The 18,191-nt window shown below is 52.6% G+C and carries 14 protein-coding genes; 10 read left to right on the top strand and 4 right to left on the bottom strand.

Going from position 1 to position 18,191, the window contains the following annotated elements; genetic code table 11:
- Positions 1-203 precede the first annotated feature (203 nt).
- On the bottom strand, positions 204-1,424 hold the full coding sequence (locus T504_RS0108750) for a hypothetical protein (protein WP_156033509.1): 1,221 nt from the start codon (positions 1,422-1,424) through the stop codon (positions 204-206).
- Positions 1,425-2,184: 760 nt separating this feature from the next.
- On the opposite strand from T504_RS0108750, the gene T504_RS0108745 reads away from it, so the two are divergent.
- From T504_RS0108745 to amrA, 5 genes are all read left to right on the top strand, one after another.
- A complete protein-coding gene (locus T504_RS0108745) occupies positions 2,185-3,111 on the top strand; it encodes a bile acid:sodium symporter family protein (protein ID WP_033170702.1) in 927 nt (308 codons plus the stop codon).
- Positions 3,112-3,133: 22 nt separating this feature from the next.
- The gene (panC, locus tag T504_RS0108740; protein WP_033170692.1) at positions 3,134-3,991 is read left to right on the top strand and encodes a pantoate--beta-alanine ligase; all 858 of its coding nucleotides are present in this window, start codon (positions 3,134-3,136) and stop codon (positions 3,989-3,991) included.
- Position 3,992: 1 nt separating this feature from the next.
- Positions 3,993-4,376 (top strand): aspartate 1-decarboxylase, encoded by a 384-nt coding sequence (gene panD / locus T504_RS0108735; RefSeq protein WP_033170691.1) that lies wholly within the window; start codon positions 3,993-3,995, stop codon positions 4,374-4,376.
- 353 nt (positions 4,377-4,729) lie between these two features.
- Entirely contained in the window at positions 4,730-5,920 is a 1,191-nt protein-coding gene (locus tag T504_RS0108730) for a multidrug effflux MFS transporter (protein ID WP_197018701.1), read from the top strand.
- A 54-nt stretch (positions 5,921-5,974) separates the two neighbouring features.
- A complete protein-coding gene (amrA, locus tag T504_RS0108725; protein WP_033170689.1) occupies positions 5,975-7,360 on the top strand; it encodes an AmmeMemoRadiSam system protein A in 1,386 nt (461 codons plus the stop codon).
- 93 nt (positions 7,361-7,453) lie between these two features.
- Here amrA and T504_RS0108720 read toward each other — a convergent pair whose 3' ends face one another.
- The gene (locus tag T504_RS0108720) at positions 7,454-8,767 is read right to left on the bottom strand and encodes a dicarboxylate/amino acid:cation symporter (RefSeq protein WP_033170688.1); all 1,314 of its coding nucleotides are present in this window, start codon (positions 8,765-8,767) and stop codon (positions 7,454-7,456) included.
- A 282-nt stretch (positions 8,768-9,049) separates the two neighbouring features.
- Here T504_RS0108720 and T504_RS0108715 point away from each other — a divergent pair, with 282 nt between their 5' ends.
- Together T504_RS0108715 and T504_RS0108710 are read left to right on the top strand one after the other, a co-directional pair.
- Positions 9,050-10,762, top strand: a complete 1,713-nt coding sequence (locus T504_RS0108715; RefSeq protein ID WP_051635296.1) for a methyl-accepting chemotaxis protein — start codon at positions 9,050-9,052, stop codon at positions 10,760-10,762.
- 188 nt (positions 10,763-10,950) lie between these two features.
- On the top strand, positions 10,951-11,415 hold the full coding sequence (locus T504_RS0108710; protein WP_033170687.1) for an Hsp20/alpha crystallin family protein: 465 nt from the start codon (positions 10,951-10,953) through the stop codon (positions 11,413-11,415).
- 80 nt (positions 11,416-11,495) lie between these two features.
- Here the strand turns inward: T504_RS0108710 and cobT are convergent, their stop codons facing one another.
- Positions 11,496-13,415: a nicotinate-nucleotide--dimethylbenzimidazole phosphoribosyltransferase gene (cobT, locus tag T504_RS0108705; protein WP_033170686.1), complete on the bottom strand. Its 1,920-nt coding sequence runs from the start codon at positions 13,413-13,415 to the stop codon at positions 11,496-11,498.
- Positions 13,412-15,607, bottom strand: a complete 2,196-nt coding sequence (locus T504_RS0108700) for a Tex family protein (protein ID WP_033170685.1) — start codon at positions 15,605-15,607, stop codon at positions 13,412-13,414. Before T504_RS0108700 ends, cobT begins: the two co-directional genes overlap by 4 nt.
- Before the next feature lie 174 nt (positions 15,608-15,781).
- Here T504_RS0108700 and T504_RS0108695 point away from each other — a divergent pair, with 174 nt between their 5' ends.
- The 3 genes from T504_RS0108695 to T504_RS0108685 all read left to right on the top strand — a co-directional run bounded on the left by T504_RS0108695 (position 15,782) and on the right by T504_RS0108685 (position 18,141).
- Positions 15,782-16,129, top strand: a complete 348-nt coding sequence (locus T504_RS0108695) for a hypothetical protein (protein ID WP_033170684.1) — start codon at positions 15,782-15,784, stop codon at positions 16,127-16,129.
- Between the two features lie 80 nt (positions 16,130-16,209).
- Positions 16,210-16,668: a low molecular weight protein-tyrosine-phosphatase gene (locus tag T504_RS0108690; RefSeq protein ID WP_033170683.1), complete on the top strand. Its 459-nt coding sequence runs from the start codon at positions 16,210-16,212 to the stop codon at positions 16,666-16,668.
- Between the two features lie 96 nt (positions 16,669-16,764).
- Complete coding sequence (locus T504_RS0108685) at positions 16,765-18,141, top strand: sodium-dependent transporter (RefSeq protein WP_033170682.1); 1,377 nt, start codon at positions 16,765-16,767, stop codon at positions 18,139-18,141.
- The last annotated feature ends 50 nt before the right edge of the window (positions 18,142-18,191 follow it).

The following is an 18,191-nucleotide window of genomic DNA, read 5'->3' as shown; positions in this document are numbered from 1 at the left end:
AAAACATCTCCCGCGTAGTGTTGGCACTGCCCCTAGCGGCGGCGAAGAGCTGCTTCGAATGAGGCTCTGCTAACCGATAAACTGTAATTTGTAAAAATTACGAGGATAAATCCGAAAACGCCTCCATAAGTTAGATTAATCAATCTAACTTATGGAGGCGTTTATATTTTATGTCAATAAAAAGCGATTTTCACAGTCCCTTTTTATTTTGCGATTAATTTTCCGCCACCAGGGAGTTTATAGGTTTTTCCGCCGAGATTTGGATTGGCTTTTTTGTCGTAATAGATTTTGTGACCGTTGCTGTTAATGTTGCTGAAGGTCGTATCGGCGTCGCTAATGGTGGTGAGGTAGGAATTGTCCGTAACATCCCAGGAGGCGTCCTTGGCAAGATTTAAATTGGCCTTATCGGCGGTGTAGTCCTCGTTGAAGGAGCCGGTCCAGTGACTGCCGCTTTGGAGGTTCAGGGTAACCTGGCTGATGCTATTGGCGAGGATTTTCCCTTTCAGTTTCTGATGCGTGGCGTTCATGGTGAAGCTGCCGCCGTTTTTCCCGTCGCTGCCCCAGCGGTCGCTGGCGGCCTGGATCAGTACATCGCCATCCTGTATGAGCTGTGTGCTGTCAAGATTAGCAGTAGCCGTTGTGTTGGTGATATAGAACATTGGCCCATCCGATTTGTTCGTGAGAATGGAATTCTTGGCCGTGAATTTGGCTTCGCCAATGCCGGCATCCCCAGAAAAACTCTGGTAGAGCATGATCCCGTGTTTTACATGCCCGGTGAGATGAGCGTTGTTGAGAGCAATCGAGTTTTTGCCTTCGACGACAGCAATTTCACTGCCCATGGCTTCACCGGTGCTATTGGTGAGCTGGATATTGCCCGTTGAGTAGATGCAGGGGCTGCCTTCGCCAGCGGTGACGATTTTCGCATTTTCGACGATGACATTGCCTTCGCCGCGGTCCGTGGCCAGAGCACCGCAATGGGCGCCTTCGGTGGTGATTTCCACATCTTTGGCATGGATGGTGCCGCCATAGGTGGCATCCAGTCCGCGGGAGGAGTTGTTTTTGGTGTGGATAACTACGTGATTTACATGGACCACACTCTTTTCGCCCGTAGAAAAGATGGCATTAGCGCCATCGGCGTTGGACTCTAGTTTGAGATTCGACAGCGTGGCGATGCTGTTACTCGATAGGAAGACGGCATTCTGTCCGGAGAAGTTGCTGGCATCTACGTCGCTGGAATCACCAGTTTTGCTAAGGGTGGAGTTCGTAAGGGTGACCGTGGCGCCATTGCGGGCCAGGAAGGCATTTTCATCGGAGGTAGATGCGGTAAGGTTCTGATTGTCATAGGTTCCCGCTTCATGATCACTGATGAGCTGGGCTGTGAGTTTGGAGGCATCTTGCTGCTCCTTGACTGGGGGTGGCGGCATTCCAGGACCTTGTGGTGGCACATCCATTGGCCTTGCTTCCGCAGGGGCATCTGGTATCGTGCCATCTAGATTGACGGAGAGGGGCTGATTGGCAATATCCTGGGCTGAGCCGATGGTGGCGATACCCACGTTGGCAGTTAGCGTGAGCGCTAGTATTGCCGCTAGTTTGCGATAGTTTTTGACATAATTCCCTTTCATGTATAATCACTCCTTCGATGCAATCCCTGCTTGATAATCTGGAGTAATTATAAAGGAAAGGAATTAAACTGTGCTGTGTCATTTATTAGAGAAAAATTAACCTTTTCCTAAGGTTATCCACAGAAAAGCGGGGATTAATCCCCGCTTTTGGTGCATAAACTAGCCGTTACTAGGGGAAAATAGCAAGGTTATCCACAATATCCACAGGATTGTGGAAATAATATGTGGATAAATGGTGATGGTACGGATTTGAGTTTTTGGGCTGGTTGTGCTAGCATAAGGAATGTGGCAAGAGATGACATCACGATGGTGAGTTATACTTTTCCCGGTTAAAATCGAATACGCTTCGGTTGTGAACTGCTTAGATCCTAAGGACTGAGACAGAGAGGACATCCGTGCGACTTCCCGATAATTTTGTTTTGATTATGGGTTTTTTGGCGCGCCTTTCAGGTCTCTCTGATAGGCGCGTTTTTGATTTTCGGGACCATTTGCTTATGCGTTCTTTTGCCTCGGAAAATTTTATATTTTTAAGGGGGTTTTTCTTTTGAAGAAAATCATCAAAATGCTGGTGGATAACTTGGCCCTGCTGGTTATCGCTGTTGGTGTGCTGGGAGTAGTGGCACCGGGGACGCTTACCTGGGTGGGGCCGTATGTCTCCTGGATGCTCGGTGTGGTCATGTTCGGGATGGGGATGACGCTTCGGGTGGAAGATTTCCGCAATGTGCTCATGCATCCTTGGCAAGTCGGCCTTGGTGTGGCGGCCCAGTTCATCATCATGCCATTGGTCGCCTATGGACTCGTGAAGGTTTTCCAGCTGCCGCCGGAATTAGCGGTAGGTGTCATTCTAGTGGGGACCTGTCCCGGTGGAACGGCATCGAATGTTATTGCCTATCTGGCGAAAGGGGATGTAGCGCTTTCGGTATCCATGACGATGACGACGACGCTGTTAGCGCCGATTGTCACGCCGGCATTGACCTGGTTTTTGGCGGATGCCTGGGTAAATGTTTCGTTTACGGCTATGATGATTTCCATTGCTGAGATGGTTTTGGCGCCGGTGCTGTTAGGTCTGGCCATCCATCACTTCGCGGAGCAGCAGGCAGCGCGCATCATGCCCGTCATGCCGTTGGTATCGGTGGTCTGCATCGTACTGCTGGTGGGCTGTGTGGTGGCACTGTCGGCGGATAAACTGATGGAAGTTGGGCTCTTAATGTTCGGGCTGGTCATCCTGCACAACAGTTTTGGCCTGCTTTTGGGGTATGTTATGGCGCATGCCTGCCATTTGGATTCGCGGAAGGCGCGGACGGTGGCCATCGAAGTCGGGATGCAGAATTCGGGGATGGCAGCCAGCTTGGCCATCTTGTACTTTAATCCGGCGGCGGCTATCCCAGGGGCTATTTTCAGTGTCTGGCATAATGTGTCGGGTTCCCTGGTGGCAAATTATTTTGTCCGCAAGGAGGAAAAGGAAGAATTAAAGGCAGTTAATGCTTAAGCGTGCAAAGAGGAGAGAAGTCATGAAAATTCTACGTACGGTCAAAGAAATTCAAGCTTATGCGAAGGAAATGAAAGCAGCAGGAAAAAAAATCGGTCTGGTGCCGACGATGGGCGCTTTGCATGAGGGGCATTTAACGCTGATGCGGAAGGCGCGGGAAACCTGCGATATTGTCATCGCCTCGGTTTTTGTCAATCCGGTCCAGTTTGGACCCAATGAGGATTATGAGGCGTATCCGCGTCGGTTCGAAGCCGATTGTGAAAAGCTGGCTTCGGTACCGGTGGATGCGGTGTTCCATCCGGAGCCAGAGGAGATGTATCCGAATGGTTTTTCCACCTATGTAACCGTGGAGGGAGAGATTACCAATAAACTCTGCGGCGCGCAGCGTCCCGGTCATTTTCGCGGGGTGGCAACTGTCGTGACGAAGCTTATAAATTTAGCGCGGGCCGATGAGGCGTTCTTTGGGCAGAAAGATGCTCAGCAGGTAGTGGTTATCCGCCGCTTTGTGGAGGATCTCAATCTCAACGTTCACATCAATATGGTTCCGATTGTCCGTGAGGCAAGCGGCCTTGCCCGCAGTTCGCGTAACCAGTATTTATCCGCCGAGGAGAAGGAAGCGGCGCTGGTGCTCTCCCGCAGTTTGAAGCGGGCGGAGGAAGCCTATGAGCATGGGGAACGCAATGTGGAGCAGTTGAAGCGGGTCGTAAAGAATACCCTCAGGGATGAACCCATGGCAGCGGTGGATTATGTCGATCTGTACTCATTCCCTGGACTTACGCCGATGAATACGGTGGCAGAACCGGCTCTCTTGGCTATTGCCGTGAAGATTGGCAAGACCCGTTTGATTGACAATACTATTCTGGGGAAGGAGAGAGCGTAATATGATGTTGAATCTGTTAAAGGGGAAAATTCACTGCGCGACGGTGACGGAGGCAAATCTCCAGTATATGGGAAGCATCACGATTGATGAAGAGCTCATGGAAAAAGCCGGCATCATTCCGAATGAACGCGTGCAGGTGGTGGACAACAACAACGGCGCGCGGCTGGAGACTTATACGATACCGGGGCCGCGCGGTTCCGGCGTCGTTTGCCTGAATGGGGCAGCAGCGCGCTGTGCGCAGGTGGGCGATGTGGTCATCATCATGGCCTATGCGCTCTTTGAGGAAGCAGAGGCCAAGGCACACAAGCCCAAGGTCGTTATGGTAAATGAAAAGAACCAAATAAAAGAGGTCCGCCGCGTGGAGTACCACGGGCAGACCGAATAAGAGAAAGAAAGCTCCACTGGTTTGATTTGATGCCAGTGGAGCTTTTTTCTCTTAATAGGTTGGTAGATTCGGCACGAAATTTTGCCGTTGCTTTAGTATCCGGTTTTCGTTATAGAGGAAGAATAGGGTGAGCAGCAGGGCGGCGAGGTCTGCTGCGGCAGTATATCAAGGAACATGGTTGTTCGATTGGTGACTTTTCCTATGAGGAAAGCATTCTGGAAAACATGAGCATGAGCGATTCGCGTGGTTTTATCACGCGGATTGCCGTGCAAAAATTAATTTGATTTTAATATAATATTTAAGAAAATCCTGTTAAAATGGCTCCATTACGCTTATCAGAAAGGGAAGAGATTATGCAAATGACAAATAAAACGCGATTGTGGCTGACGGTATTTTTAGGCATTATGTCGGCCATGGCACCTTTATCGACCGACATGTACTTGCCGGCACTGCCGACTGTGCAGCTGGATTTGGGGATTTCGGCCTCCTTGGCCCAGCTGACTTTGACGATGACGATTATCGGCATGGCGTTGGGGCAGATTTTTACGGGGCCTTTGAGTGACCGCTATGGACGCAAAGGTCCGCTGTTTCTCGGCATGCTGTTGTTCATCATATCGACTGCAGGCTGTGTTTATGCTAAGGATATCGAACTGTTTTTGTTCTTCCGCTTCCTGGCCGGTTTTGCCGGGGCCAGTGGAATCGTCATCGCACGGGCGATTGCGCGCGATGTCTGTGAGGGCGCAGAGCTTACGCGCTTCTTTGCCTTGCTCATGATGGTCAATGGTTTGGCACCCATCCTCGCCCCGGTACTCGGCGGCCAAATCCTGCTGTTTACAAGCTGGCGCGGCGTCTTTGTGGTGCTGGTATTTATCGGCATTTTGCAGGCTCTTGCGACGCTCGTTTATAAGGAAACTTTGCCGCAGGATCAGCGGCTGCAAAATCTTGGGGAATCCTTTAAAAAATATCCGCAGCTTTTGAAGGATCGTTATTTTCTGGGGCATTGCCTGTTGCAGTGCTTTATCTTCGGTGCTTTTTTTGCCTATTTGGCCGGTTCCTCCTTTGTCTTCCAGAATATCTATCAGGTATCGCCCCAGATGTTCAGCTTGATTTTTGGCTTTATCGGAATGGGGCTGATGCTGGCTGGCATGCTGCCGGCACGGCTGGCAGGAAGAGTATCGGATGTGCTCCTGCTGAAATGGTCGATTCTGATTCCGCTGGCCGGTGCGATTTTCCTGCTGGCCGGTTTCTGGTGGGAGGCACCGATTGCCTATACGGTGGCGGTGCTGTTTTTCACGGTCGTTCCGCTGTCGGTCATGGGGGCGGCGAGCTTCTCGCTGGCGCTTTCGCGGCAGGGGCATAATGCGGGCAGTGCCAGTGCCCTTGTCGGCTTCTTCTCCATGATTCTCGGTGCTTGTATGATGCCAGTGGTAGGCATCATGGGCGACCATACGGCGATTCCGATGGCAGTGATCATGGTCATCGGCTACGCGCTCGGCGTTGTTTGTTTCTACACGATGATTGCTCCGGAACATCGAGCGGAGTAAAATAGAGACGAGGAACTTGTCGACGAATGTCTCAGATGATGGGAGGAGATTCTGATGGCAATTTTGGCAGCGATGGCGGTGCCGCATCCGCCACTTATCGTTCCGGAAGTCGGTCATGGCGCGGAACAGCAAATAGCTCCAACGATTGCGGCCTATCAGCGGGTCATGGAACGGGCGGCGGCCCTGCGGCCGGATACAGTGGTGATTCTCAGCCCGCATACGGTTATGTATGCCGATTACTTTCACGTGTCACCGGGAGCTGGAGCATCCGGTTCCTTTGCGGCCTTTCGGGCACCGCAGGTTCAGGTAGCAACTGCGTACGATAGCGGTTTTTGCGAGGCCTTGGTGAAACGCTGCCGGGAGGAGGATTTTCCCGCGGGGACGCTGGGGGAAAAGAATGCGGAGTTAGACCATGGCACGATGATTCCGCTGTATTTCCTGCAACAGCATCTGCGTGGTGTTCCTGTCGTGCGAATCGGCCTTTCGGGTCTGCCGGCGCGGGCGCATTACCGTCTTGGCCAGCATATTGCCGCGGTGGCTGAGGAACTGGGGCGCCGGGTACTCATCATCGCCAGCGGCGACCTGTCGCATAAGCTAAAGGCAGATGGTCCCTATGGATTTACGTCAGAGGGCCCTGTGTTCGATGCGCGGATGCAGGCGGTTTTCCGCAGTGGGGATTTTTTGCGGCTGCTTTTGACGCCGGTGGATCTTGCAAGTGGGGCGGCGGAATGCGGCTTGCGTTCCTTTTGGATTATGGCAGGGACGCTGGATGGGCGGCAGGTAAAATCCGAATTGCTGTCGTATCAAGGAACATTTGGCGTCGGGTATGGCGTGGGCTGGTTCCTGCCAGGGGGGCTTGACGATTCACGGGATATCGGCGTACAGCTGGCACGGTGCGAAGCCGAGGCAATGCGGGCCATTAGGGATCGGGAAGACTCGCTGGTAAAACTGGCGCGGCTCAGCTTGGAAACCTTCGTGCGTACCCATCAACTGGCGGTTATTCCGGAAGATATGCGGAAGTCTTTCGCCGATAAAAGGCGGGGGGCATTCGTCTCCCTCAAGAAAGATGGCCAGTTGCGTGGCTGCATTGGCACCATCCAGCCGGTCCGTCAGGATTTGGCCGAGGAAATCCTCTACAATGCCGTTTCGGCTGGGACGAGAGACCCGCGGTTTTCGCCGGTGACGCCGGAGGAACTTGCCCAGTTGGTTTACGATGTCGATGTACTCACGGAGCCAGAACCTATCGATTCCCCGGATCAGCTGGATGTCAAACGCTATGGCGTCATCGTTCAATGCGGTGACCGCCGTGGGCTGCTGTTGCCGGATTTACCCGGCGTGGATAGCGTTGAGGAGCAGATCTCGATTGCGCGCCGCAAGGGCAGTATTGGCGAGCAGGAACCGTATCAGCTGTGGCGGTTTGAAGTCGAGCGTCATGTTTAAATAAATAACGGAATAGCTGGCAGGAAATAGCTGCTCGTAACACGAAATAAAAAGGACCTGGAATAATCCAGGTCCTTTGTTATGGAAATAGGTTTAGGAGAGCGATGTTATTGGGGTTGTTTTTTCCGCAAGCTTGCCCTTCAGGTCATGGTCGGTCATCGCGCATACCGATGCGTCAGACCAGACATTTTCGGCCGTTTCAATCATATCAATGATGGTGTAAATCGGTAGGATGATGCCCATGAGACCGATGGGAGCGCCGATGGAACTCATCAGCGACAGCGTCAGAAAGTAGCAGCCCATGGGGACACCGGCATTGCCGACAGCGGCGAGCACTGCGATGAAGAGCCAGGAAATCATCGTGCCCAGCGTCAATTCAAAGCCAGCATTCTGCATGACAAAGAGTGACGTGACAAGGATAAAGGCAGCGCAGCCGTTCATGTTGATGGTGGTGCAGATGGGCAGGACAAAGCGGGAGATGCGCGTATCTGCCTTGAGATTCTGCTCGGCCGAAGCCAGGGTGACTGGCAATGTGCCTGCGGAGCTCTTGGTAAAGAGAGCCACGGCTACGGCAGGGCTCATCTTCTTGAAGACATCAAGCGGATTAAGACCGCGCAACAGCAGGAAGAGTGGCAGGATCACAAAGAACTGGATGGCATTGCCGCCAAGGACAACGGCAACATACTTGCCCAGTGCGCCGACGATGACACCTGCCTGAATCTGGGCGGCCAGCTGGCCGGCAAAAGCCAGGATGCCAAGGGGCAGTGCCCAAAGAATGGCTTTGATAAGCGTAAACAGTAATTCCTGGACGCCGTAAAGCCCTTTGATGAGAACGGCGCGATTCTCGGTTTTGGGCATAAAGGCAAGAGCCAGGCCAACCGAAGCCGCAATCAGCATAACCGACAGTACATTGCCAGCCAGGAACGGCTGCAACAGATTGTTCGGAATGACGGAAATGATATGGTCATAGTAGGATAGGGAACCGACTTTATCCAATGGTACAGAGGCGGCACCAGCGCCGACCACCTCAGCAGGAAGATTGCCCGGGGCAATCCAGAGATAGAGCAGCAGGCCAACCGCTGCGGCCGAAAATGTCGTGAGCAGGGTATAGGTCACGGCATGAGCGAAAATCGTCTTGGTCTCTTTTTTCCCGCCCAGGGACGAAAGAGTCGTGATAACCGCGAGGGCAATGGTTGGGACGGCAATAAATTGGAAAAGCCGCGTGAATACCGTCGCGATAAAGTTGAATAGCTCATTTAGGGCGGTGATACCGAAAGAGCCGAGTATGCCACCGAGAATCAGTGCACTGAACCAGAGAAGCATCTGCTGGCGGCTGGCACCAGGATTATGCTGGCGCAAAGCTTCGTCACGTGCTGTTTTGACGCGGTCATGTTTTGAATCGGTCATAAAAATACCTTCTTTCTTGCTTGTGGGATAGTAGAGTTTATAAACAATAAATCATACATGTTTAATATGTTTACATTATAGCGGCAGAAATGAGGTGTGTCAATAGCATAATGTAAAAAAAAGAATAAGTACGACGGAAAAAAGGGTCAGAAGTCCGATTTCCATAAGAAAAACTTATGGATGATATAGGAAAAAATAATTAGTATACAATCTTGGGTAATGGTAAAATCTTAGAGGTGTGTAGATGTAATGTTAGGGATGTGTAATTAGGAGGAGTCGATTATGGGTTTTGATCAACTAAAAGTGGCCTATAAGCTAATGTTGATTGTCGCGGTAGCGGCAATAGCTATGATTGGAATCAGCGTTACCGGTTATCGCTCGCTTAGCAATGCCGATAATGAGATGAAGAGCATGTATGAACACGAGATGCAGGGCGTACAGAAACTCGGAACGGCAGTAGAGTTCAGCCGCGTCATGATGGTAAAGACGCTGCAGGCAGTGACTCTGCAAGACAATCCAGAGCGTCTTAATAAGGTATTAGGACAGAAAAAAGAAGCTGAGGACAATGTCGAGAAGTCCATCGCGGAATACAAAACAGCCGTCAAAGGCATGCCGATTGAGGATACTTCCGATATCGATGCGCAGTGGGCCAATTACAAAAAGATTATGAATCAAACGGTTGAGCTCGCGAAACAGGGGAAAAATGCCGAAGCTTTGACTTACTATGAAAAGGAAGGTTCGCCGGCAACCCGTGGTCTGCGTGATGCGTTCCACAACCAGCAGCAGAAAGTAAACGAACAGGCTGAGGCCCATGAGCAGGCCAGCCGCGATGCCAACAGCGCTGCTGCTACGCTGATTATGGTAGTTACGCTGGTAGCACTGCTGGTACAGGCAGGCGCCAGCCTTTTGACGGCGCGCAATATCACCAATGCCCTTGATGCTATGCGGGCGGTATGCGAAAAACTCCGTGATGGTGACTTCCGTGGTACGGCACTGTCCCTTAACCGTGGCGATGAGTTCGGGCATTTGTCCCGCGTGCTCGCCGATATGCAGCAGAAACTCGGTACCTATATGAAAGGAATCAGCAATGCCATCAAGGATATCAGCTCTTCGTCGGGCAATCTGAAAGAGGCGTCCATGCAGTCGGCACAGGCATCGGTCCAGTCGGCGGAGTCCGTTGGTGAAGCGGCGCATCTGGTCATCGAACAGGAAAACAAGATTAAGGAAAGCCAGGACCTCCTGATGAAGGTCAATGCTTCGATTCAGACCATGCGTGCCCATGCCAATGCGGTAACGACGAATTCCATGACGGCTGCCGATGAGGCAAAACAGGGCAATAAGGCACTGGAGACCTCCGTCCGCGAAATCCGCGATGTGGAGGCAACGGTCAGCAGCACGGCCGAAATGGTAGGCCGTTTGGGCAACCGCTCGGAAGAAATCGGTGCAATCGTTGATACGATTTCGGAGATTGCCAGCCAGACGAATCTGTTGGCGCTCAATGCCGCCATCGAGGCGGCTCGTGCCGGCGAACAGGGCCGTGGCTTCTCGGTCGTTGCGGAGGAAGTCCGCAAACTGGCAGAGCAGTCCGAGGAAGCAGCCCAGAAGATTGCCGAGCTCATCAACGCGATGCAGCAGGATACCTCTGAGGCCGTTGAATCCATGAAACAGGGCTGTGATGCTGTTGTGTCTGGGGCGAAATCCGTTGAGGAGCTTCAGGCCGTATTCAACCGCATCCATGACCTGGTACAGGATGGTGCGGAGAAGACGAAAGAAATGGATGAGGCCATCCGCATGGTAAACGAGGATGCTCAGAATATCTCCGATTCGGTCACCGAAGTCAGCAGCAAAGGTCAGGAAGTGTCCGAACATATGGAATCCGTATCGGCGGCAACCGAAGAGCAGTCTGCTTCTTCGGAGGAAATTGCCTCTGCCAGCGATACCCTTTCCCATATGGCAGCGGAGCAGGAGCAGGCACTCAAGCAGTTTAAGTTCTGATAACGTTCATATATATACCTCAATAAGGGCATGCCAAGCTGGCATGTCCTTATTATTTTTTTCTTTGACCTATTGACTTTTTGTCTATTTGATTTATAATAAGAAATGAAAAGAGGGAAACCTCCAGAGATAAATCAATACCATGAGCTGTTGAAACTTATGGCGCAGTTTTGAAAGGGGCGACAGTTATGTTTGGTTTAGTTCCGTTTGGTGCAAGAAACAATCTCGCAAAGAGCAGTGAGCGTCCACAGTCGATTTGGGATGTATTCGATGAACCATTTTTCAAAGATGATTTCTTCCCGGCTATGGACCGTTGGAATAGCGCGGGCGGCATGCGCGTCGATGTCAAAGACAACGGAAGTAGCTATGAGCTTACGGCCGACTTGCCGGGGATGACAAAGGAAGATATTCATCTGAGCTATCAGAACAGCTATCTGACCATATCGGCCCAGAAGGATGAGTCGAAGGAAGAAAAAGATGAGGCCGGAAACTATATCCGGCGGGAACGCCGTTCCGGTTCTATGAGCCGCTCGTTCTACATCGACAATATCGACGAAAATCGCGTCACAGCAGAATTCAAAGATGGAGTTTTGCATGTGAATATGCCGAAAGCGGCGGAAGTTCAGCGCTCGACTGAGATCGAGATAAAATAAGCCTTCTAAATAATTCCCTAAACATAAATTCACAGCAAAAATCCGGCTGACAGAATGTCAGCCGGATTTTTGTATTCGGGTTATGGAATTTGTTTGCTGGTTCCTGGACCATCCTGGGAGACGGATACTTTGGTATCGGCGAAGGTGCGCATGTCGTTTAGCATGTGCAGAGCGGCTTCGGTGATGTTCAGGCCGAGGGCGGCGATAATGCCACCGGGGAGAGTAATATCGGCCTGCAGTAATGCCGGCTGGACATGAAGAATATAGGGCCGGACTTCTGGACATAAAAGCTCGGTGTAGCGCGCGATGATTTCCGTGGCTTCGTCATCGAGCAGGATGAAACTGCTGTTATGGGCTGCGGCGATAATCGCCCCGATAATGGCCCCAATAGCGCCCTGGTAGGCCTCGGGGGCCTTTTGCAAGAACTCATCCGCCGGGTAGCGAAGACTGCCGTCTGGATTCAGCAGGGTGGTTTGGAACTCTATAGCCGCCGTTCCAAAGGGCGCATCTTCATCGAGTTCCGTCAGTGCCAGTCCCAAAAGTGGGTAGGTCAGTGACAGGTATTCAGCCTGTTCGCGGCCAAAGTCGAACGCGGCTGTTGGCGGCAGGCCGTCTCGCAGGTGGGCAAGCGTAACATCGGCGCCGGCATGCTGAGCAAAGGCCGCCGTAAGCTGAGCCTGCAGGGAATTGGTCTGACGGCCGGTAAAGACCAAAAGCGCCCGCTCCATGCCGCATTCAGGCTGGTCATTGCCGATGATGCCGGCGACCTCGGCGGCAATCTGTTCCAGATACCCGAGACTGTCGAGCGGCTTGGCCAGATTGTTGATGCGGTGCTGGCAGTTATGCAGGGCTTCATAATCGAGATCCTGCATCGTGTGCAGGTAGAAATCAAAGGTTTTGTCGGTAATCTTGGGGATGGTATAGCGCATGAACTCCTGATGAAAGGGCGTTTCGACAGGTTCCTGGGGGAGCTTGTCGATTACATCCCATGCGGAGAGTACCGCTTCCAGCATCGTGACGAGAAGACTGGAGCCGCAGGCTTCGCCCAGTTTTAAATCCAGATCCATCAGAGGAATCAGGCCGAGTTTATCGAGGGCGAACTGGTGGGATTTTTCGGCACTGCGGTGGGAGGCAATCACATAGTCGATGGAATTTGGGGCGATGGCCTGGGCAATCAAAGCGGCGGCGCTGGTGTTGGCACCATCGAGGATTACCGTGCCGTGACGGGCGGCAGCTCCGAGGATAATGCCGGCAATCGTGCCAAATTCGAAGCCGCCGACTTTTGTTAGAATATCGATGCCGTCGTTGCTGTCGGGCTGGTTGCGGTCAAGCGCCTGTTGGACAATTCCAATCTTCTTTTGCAGGCGTTCATCGGAAATATTGGTTCCCCGGCCCGTGGTTTCTACGGCTCGACGCCCACAGCAGGCGGCAGTGATAGCTGCGCTGACGGTGGTGTTGGCAATGCCCATTTCCCCAGGCAGGATACAGTCAAAGCCTTTGTCCATGACCTGATTGGCAATGTCGATGCCCGTTTCGAGGGCCAGGATGGCCTGCTTTCGTGTCATGGCGGGGCCTTGGGCGATATTGGCAGTGCCATTGGCGATATGGCAGTCGATGAGGCCTGGAATGTCCTGCGCATCGGCGGCGATGCCGACATCGACGACCAGCAGTTCAGAATCGCAGTATTTCGCGAAGGCATTAGCGGCTGCCCCCTGACTGATGAGGTAATTGCGAGTCATCTGCAGGGTCGTTTCGGGGGGATAGGCACTGACGCCTTCTTCGGCCACGCCGTGATCCGCGCAGCAGATGATGGTGCATTTTTCTGGGGCCTGGGGATGGCGCTTTCCGGTTATGGAAAGATAGCGTAGTAAGAGGCCGCGGAGGCCGCCGAGGCTCAGGTCATCATCTTCCATTACCTGATTGATGCGCTTGGCGGCCGCTTGAGGAATTTCCTGGTTGGGCGGTTCGATGATGGCGATGGTTTGTTCCAGCAGGCTCATCCGATTTGCGCCTCCTTTGGCACTTGTTTTAGCGACAGACCGATGCGGTTGCGCTTTTCGTCAATGCTGATGACCATGACGTTCAGGACGTCACCGATAGACAGAACATCAAGCGGATGCTTGACGCGTTTTTTGGACAGTTCGGAAATGTGGATGAGGCCGTCCTGATGCAGGCCGATGTCGACAAAGGCGCCAAAGTCCGTGATATTGCGCACGGTGCCGCGCATGATGGTGCCCGGTTTGATATCGGACAGCTTGACAATCGCTTGACGGGTCAGCGGTGCGGGCAGATCCTCACGTGGGTCGCGGCCAGGTTTAACCAGTGCATCGAGAATATCCTTGACCGTTGGTTCACCGGCATCCAGTTCTTTGGCGAGTTTGGTGATATCGACCAGTTTGCTTTTGGCGGCCAGCATAGCCAGCTGATCCTTGTCGGACAGATCCTGCAGGTCAAAGCCGAGTTTTTCGAGGATGGCTTCCGCCAGTTTATAGGATTCCGGATGGACCGGCGTGTTATCCAGCGGCGATTTTGCGCCGGCAATGCGCAGAAAACCGGCACACTGGGTAAAGGCAGCGGGGCCAAGACGAGGAACTTTGAGCAGTTGGCGGCGGCTCATAAACGTGCCGTTTTCGTTACGGTAGGCAACGATGTTATTGGCAATGGTGCTGTTGATGCCGGCGATATGCTTTAAAAGTGCGGCAGAAGCCGTGTTGAGGTCGACGCCGACATGGTTGACGGCACTTTCGATGGTAGCGTCAAGCGTCTGGGAAAGTTCCTTCTGATTGACATCGTGCTGGTACTGGCCAACGCCGATAGCCTTCGGGTCGATTTTTACGAGTTCGGCCAGCGGGTCCTGTACCCGGCGGGCAATGGAGACAGCACCGCGGATGACGACATCGTATTCCGGCAGTTCCTCCTTGGCAAGAGCCGAGGCCGAGTAAACGGAGGCACCAGCCTCGTTGGCAATGATGTAGTGCACATCGGTGAGGTCGTTTTCCCGGATGAGTTCTGCGGTGAACTGCTCCGTCTCATAAGAGGCCGTGCCGTTGCCGATAGAAATCAGCGTAACGTGATTTTTCTTGATGGATGCCAGTACTGTCTTGGCGGCTGCTTCCTTGGCGCGGTCGCTTTGGGTAACCTGCAGGACACCGTGGTCCAAAACCTGCCCGGTGGCATCGACAACGGCCATCTTGCAGCCATTGCGGTAGCCTGGGTCAAGCCCCATGACCGTATGGCCGGCCAGTGGCGCCTGCAGCAGCAGCTGGCGCAGATTTACGCCGAAAACCTTGATGGCCTGTGCTTCGGCTTCTTCGGTGAGCTGGGCGCGGATTTCGCGCTCGAGAGCCGGCAGCAGCAGGCGTTTGTAGCCGTCCTCGATGGCAGCGCGCAGGCAGTCATCAAAGATGGATGGCTGGCGGTGGATTTCGTTATAGATACGGCGGCAGTTCTCCTCGTGGTCGATTTCAAGTTTCACTTTGAGGGCGCCTTTTTTCTCGCCGCGATTAATGGCCAGGATGCGGTGAGAGGGGAGCGTGTGAACGGGCTCCCGGTATTCGGCATACATTTCGAGTACCTGTTTATCCTCTTCGGCGGCATCCTCGCAAAGGCTCGTAGTGAGGATGGCCATGTTCCAGAGGCGGTTGCGCATTTTCTTGCGCAGGGCAGCATCCTCCATGGTGGTTTCGGCCACGATATCCCTGGCACCGGCGAGGGCGTCTTCGGCGGTTTTGACGCCTTTTTCTTCATCCACAAAGGCGGCGGCTTCCGCAAGCGCCGAGCCCTTGGTCTTGGCCTGCAGCATCATGGCATTGGCAAGGGGCTCCAATCCCCGCTCCCGGGCCATCATCGCGCGGGTGCGTTTTTTCTGCTTATAGGGGAGGTAAAGGTCCTCCAGTTCCTGCAGTTTAGTGGTTTTCTCAATAGCCGTACGCAGTTCGTCGGTGAGCTTGCCCTGTTCCGCAATCTTGCCGAGGATTTCTTCCTGGCGCTTGGCCAGATTGCGCAGATAGGAAAGGCGCTCCTCTAACTGGCGCAGCTGCTCATCTTCGAGAGAGCCAGTGGCTTCCTTGCGGTAGCGGGCGATGAACGGAACCGTATTGCCATCGTCAAGCAGTTCGATAGCTGCCGCCACCTGTTTCGGGCGTACCTTGAGCTCCTTGGCGATAATTGTTTCGATATCTTTTGTAAGCATAAAATATGCACCATCTTTCTTGCAGTTTCGTTTTTCATTATACCACAGATATTCGTCTCATTACCGTTTCAGTGGTGATGCCATTTTGCGTTTTGTTTTTATAAAAAAGAGGAAAAATACGATATAATAGAAAAGAGTCTATTACCTTGGTTATTGGTAAAGGAGGAATTTCTTATGAAAAAGGTTTTAGCAGGTATCTTGTTGGGGGGCGTTTTGGCTGCGGCACCGTTGATGGCGCCGGCTCCCTTTGCAGTTTCCGTAGCAGAAGCTGGTACGGTGAAGACCTACGACGGTGCGTGGTTGGTAGAAATTGATGACTCTTCGGTCGCCATGGTAGGAACCAATCATGCGCATGTTGGAATTCGGTGCAAGAATCTGATTCCGGGCCGCAAAAACTATGACCCGTATACGGTGGTAGACGTCCGCTGGGGAAAGGGCGTGGATTGCCGCTATTTAAGCGGTGGTACGGTGAACAATAACATCGCCCTAGCAATTGCGAATTATATGAGTGAAAATTACTGATTGCCTCGCTCGTTAGGCTGTGACGGAAAAGGGAAGGCAGTGAAGCCTCATAAATCAAGGAAGGAAGAAAAGTTTTGAGTATGAAAAAAGTATTATTTGTTTGCCACGGCAATATCTGCCGGTCGACGATGGCGGAGTTTGTGATGAAGGATATGGTGGCAAAGGCTGGGCTTACGGAGGAGATTCTTGTCGAATCGAAGGCCTGCCGGACCGATGAAATCGGCAGTGATACGCATCCAGGAACGAAGCGGGTGCTGACGGCTCATGGCATTTCCTTTACGCCGCGGCAAGCACGGCAGATTCGGCGCAGTGATTACGAGGAATATGACTTGATTATCGCCATGGATGATGAAAATATGTGCGATTTATCGCGCTTGACAGGCGGCGATCCGCAGGGAAAGTGCCACTTGCTGCTGGAATATGCCGGGGAAGCCCGTGAGGTGGCCGATCCCTGGTATACGGGGAATTTTGAAGTCACCTATGCAGACGTTACGAAGGGATGTCGATTCCTGCTGGACAAAATTAAGCCGATGCGGTAATATAGATAGGTAATTGTGTATAGGAGTGTATCATTGTAAACCTAAAAGAGATACATTTCCGGCCGCAACGGAATTTTAATTAGAGAAGGTGCTTTATTGGAATCAAGAGGAAGTTTTTCGACCCGTCTGGGCTTTATCCTGGTTTCCGCTGGCTGTGCGATCGGCCTCGGCAATGTCTGGCGTTTCCCCTATATTACGGGAGAATACGGTGGCGCGGCATTCGTGCTGATTTATTTGGTGTTCTTGGCCATCCTGGGACTCCCCATCATGGTAGCGGAGTTTGCCGTTGGCCGTGCGAGTATCCGCAGCGCGGCCATGTCTTTCGATGCGCTCGAACCGAAAGGGACGAAGTGGCATCTTTATAAGTATGGAGCCATTGCGGGCAATTTGCTCTTGATGATGTTCTACACGACAGTATCGGGCTGGATGCTCTACTATCTTTATAAGATGGCTTCGGGCGGCATGGAAGGTCTGGATGCTGCTGGCGTTGGGGCTGTCTTTGGTGCTCTGCTGCAGGATCCGCTTACCATGGCTGGGTATATGATAGCCATCGTACTGCTCTGTGGCGGCGTCTGCTATCTGGGCGTACAGGCTGGTGTCGAGCGGATTACCAAATCCATGATGTCCTGTCTGCTGGTGCTTATGGTGGTCCTCGCGGTCAACAGTGTTCTGTTGCCGGGCGGCGGGGAGGGCTTGCACTACTACTTGTATCCGGATTTCGGACGGCTGATGGAATTCGGGATTAAGGAAGTCATCTTTGCGGCGATGGGCCAGGCTTTCTTTACGTTGTCCATCGGCATTGGCGCCTTAGCGATTTTCGGCAGTTACATCGGCAAGACCAAACGCCTCACCGGCGAAGCCATCTGGGTGGTCCTGCTGGATACTTTCGTCGCAATCATGGCAGGCCTCATCATTTTCCCGGCTTGCTTTGCCTATGGCGTCAATCCGGCCAGCGGCCCGAATCTGCTGTTTGTATCTTTGCCAAACGTATTCAATGCGATGCCCTTCGGCCGCCTTTGGGGAACGCTGTTCTTCCTGTTCATGACGTTTGCTTCGATGTCGACGGTCATTGCGGTTTTTGAAAACCTCATCGTCTGCTTCTTCGAGCTTTTGCATAAGAACCGCAAGACGATTATTCGTTGGGGAATTCCGGTCATCATTATCCTGTCGATGCCCTGTGTGCTTGGCTTCAATGTATGGAGCGGGTTTCAGCCGCTGGGGCCAGGGTCGGGGGTTCTCGATCTGGAGGACTTCTTTGTCAGCAATAATTTGTTGCCGTTGGGATCGCTGGTCTATCTGGCGTTCTGCACAAGCCGTTATGGTTGGGGCTGGGATAACTTCATCAAGGAGGCCAATACCGGTAAAGGCACGGCCTTCCCAACCTGTGTGCGCTTCTATGTGACCTGGATCCTGCCGCTCATCGTACTCGTTATTTTCATTAATGGGTATCATGCGCTGTTCTTCAGCAAATAAAAGTGATTTGAGAAAAAGTTTTGGGAAGATACCCCCGCTGACTTGTTTGG

This window comes from Selenomonas sp. ND2010, assembly GCF_000702005.1.
Taxonomy (GTDB): domain Bacteria; phylum Bacillota; class Negativicutes; order Selenomonadales; family Selenomonadaceae; genus Selenomonas_A.
The sequence above is the reverse complement of the archived record's forward strand: the minus strand, read 5'-3'. Positions and strand labels throughout refer to the sequence as shown.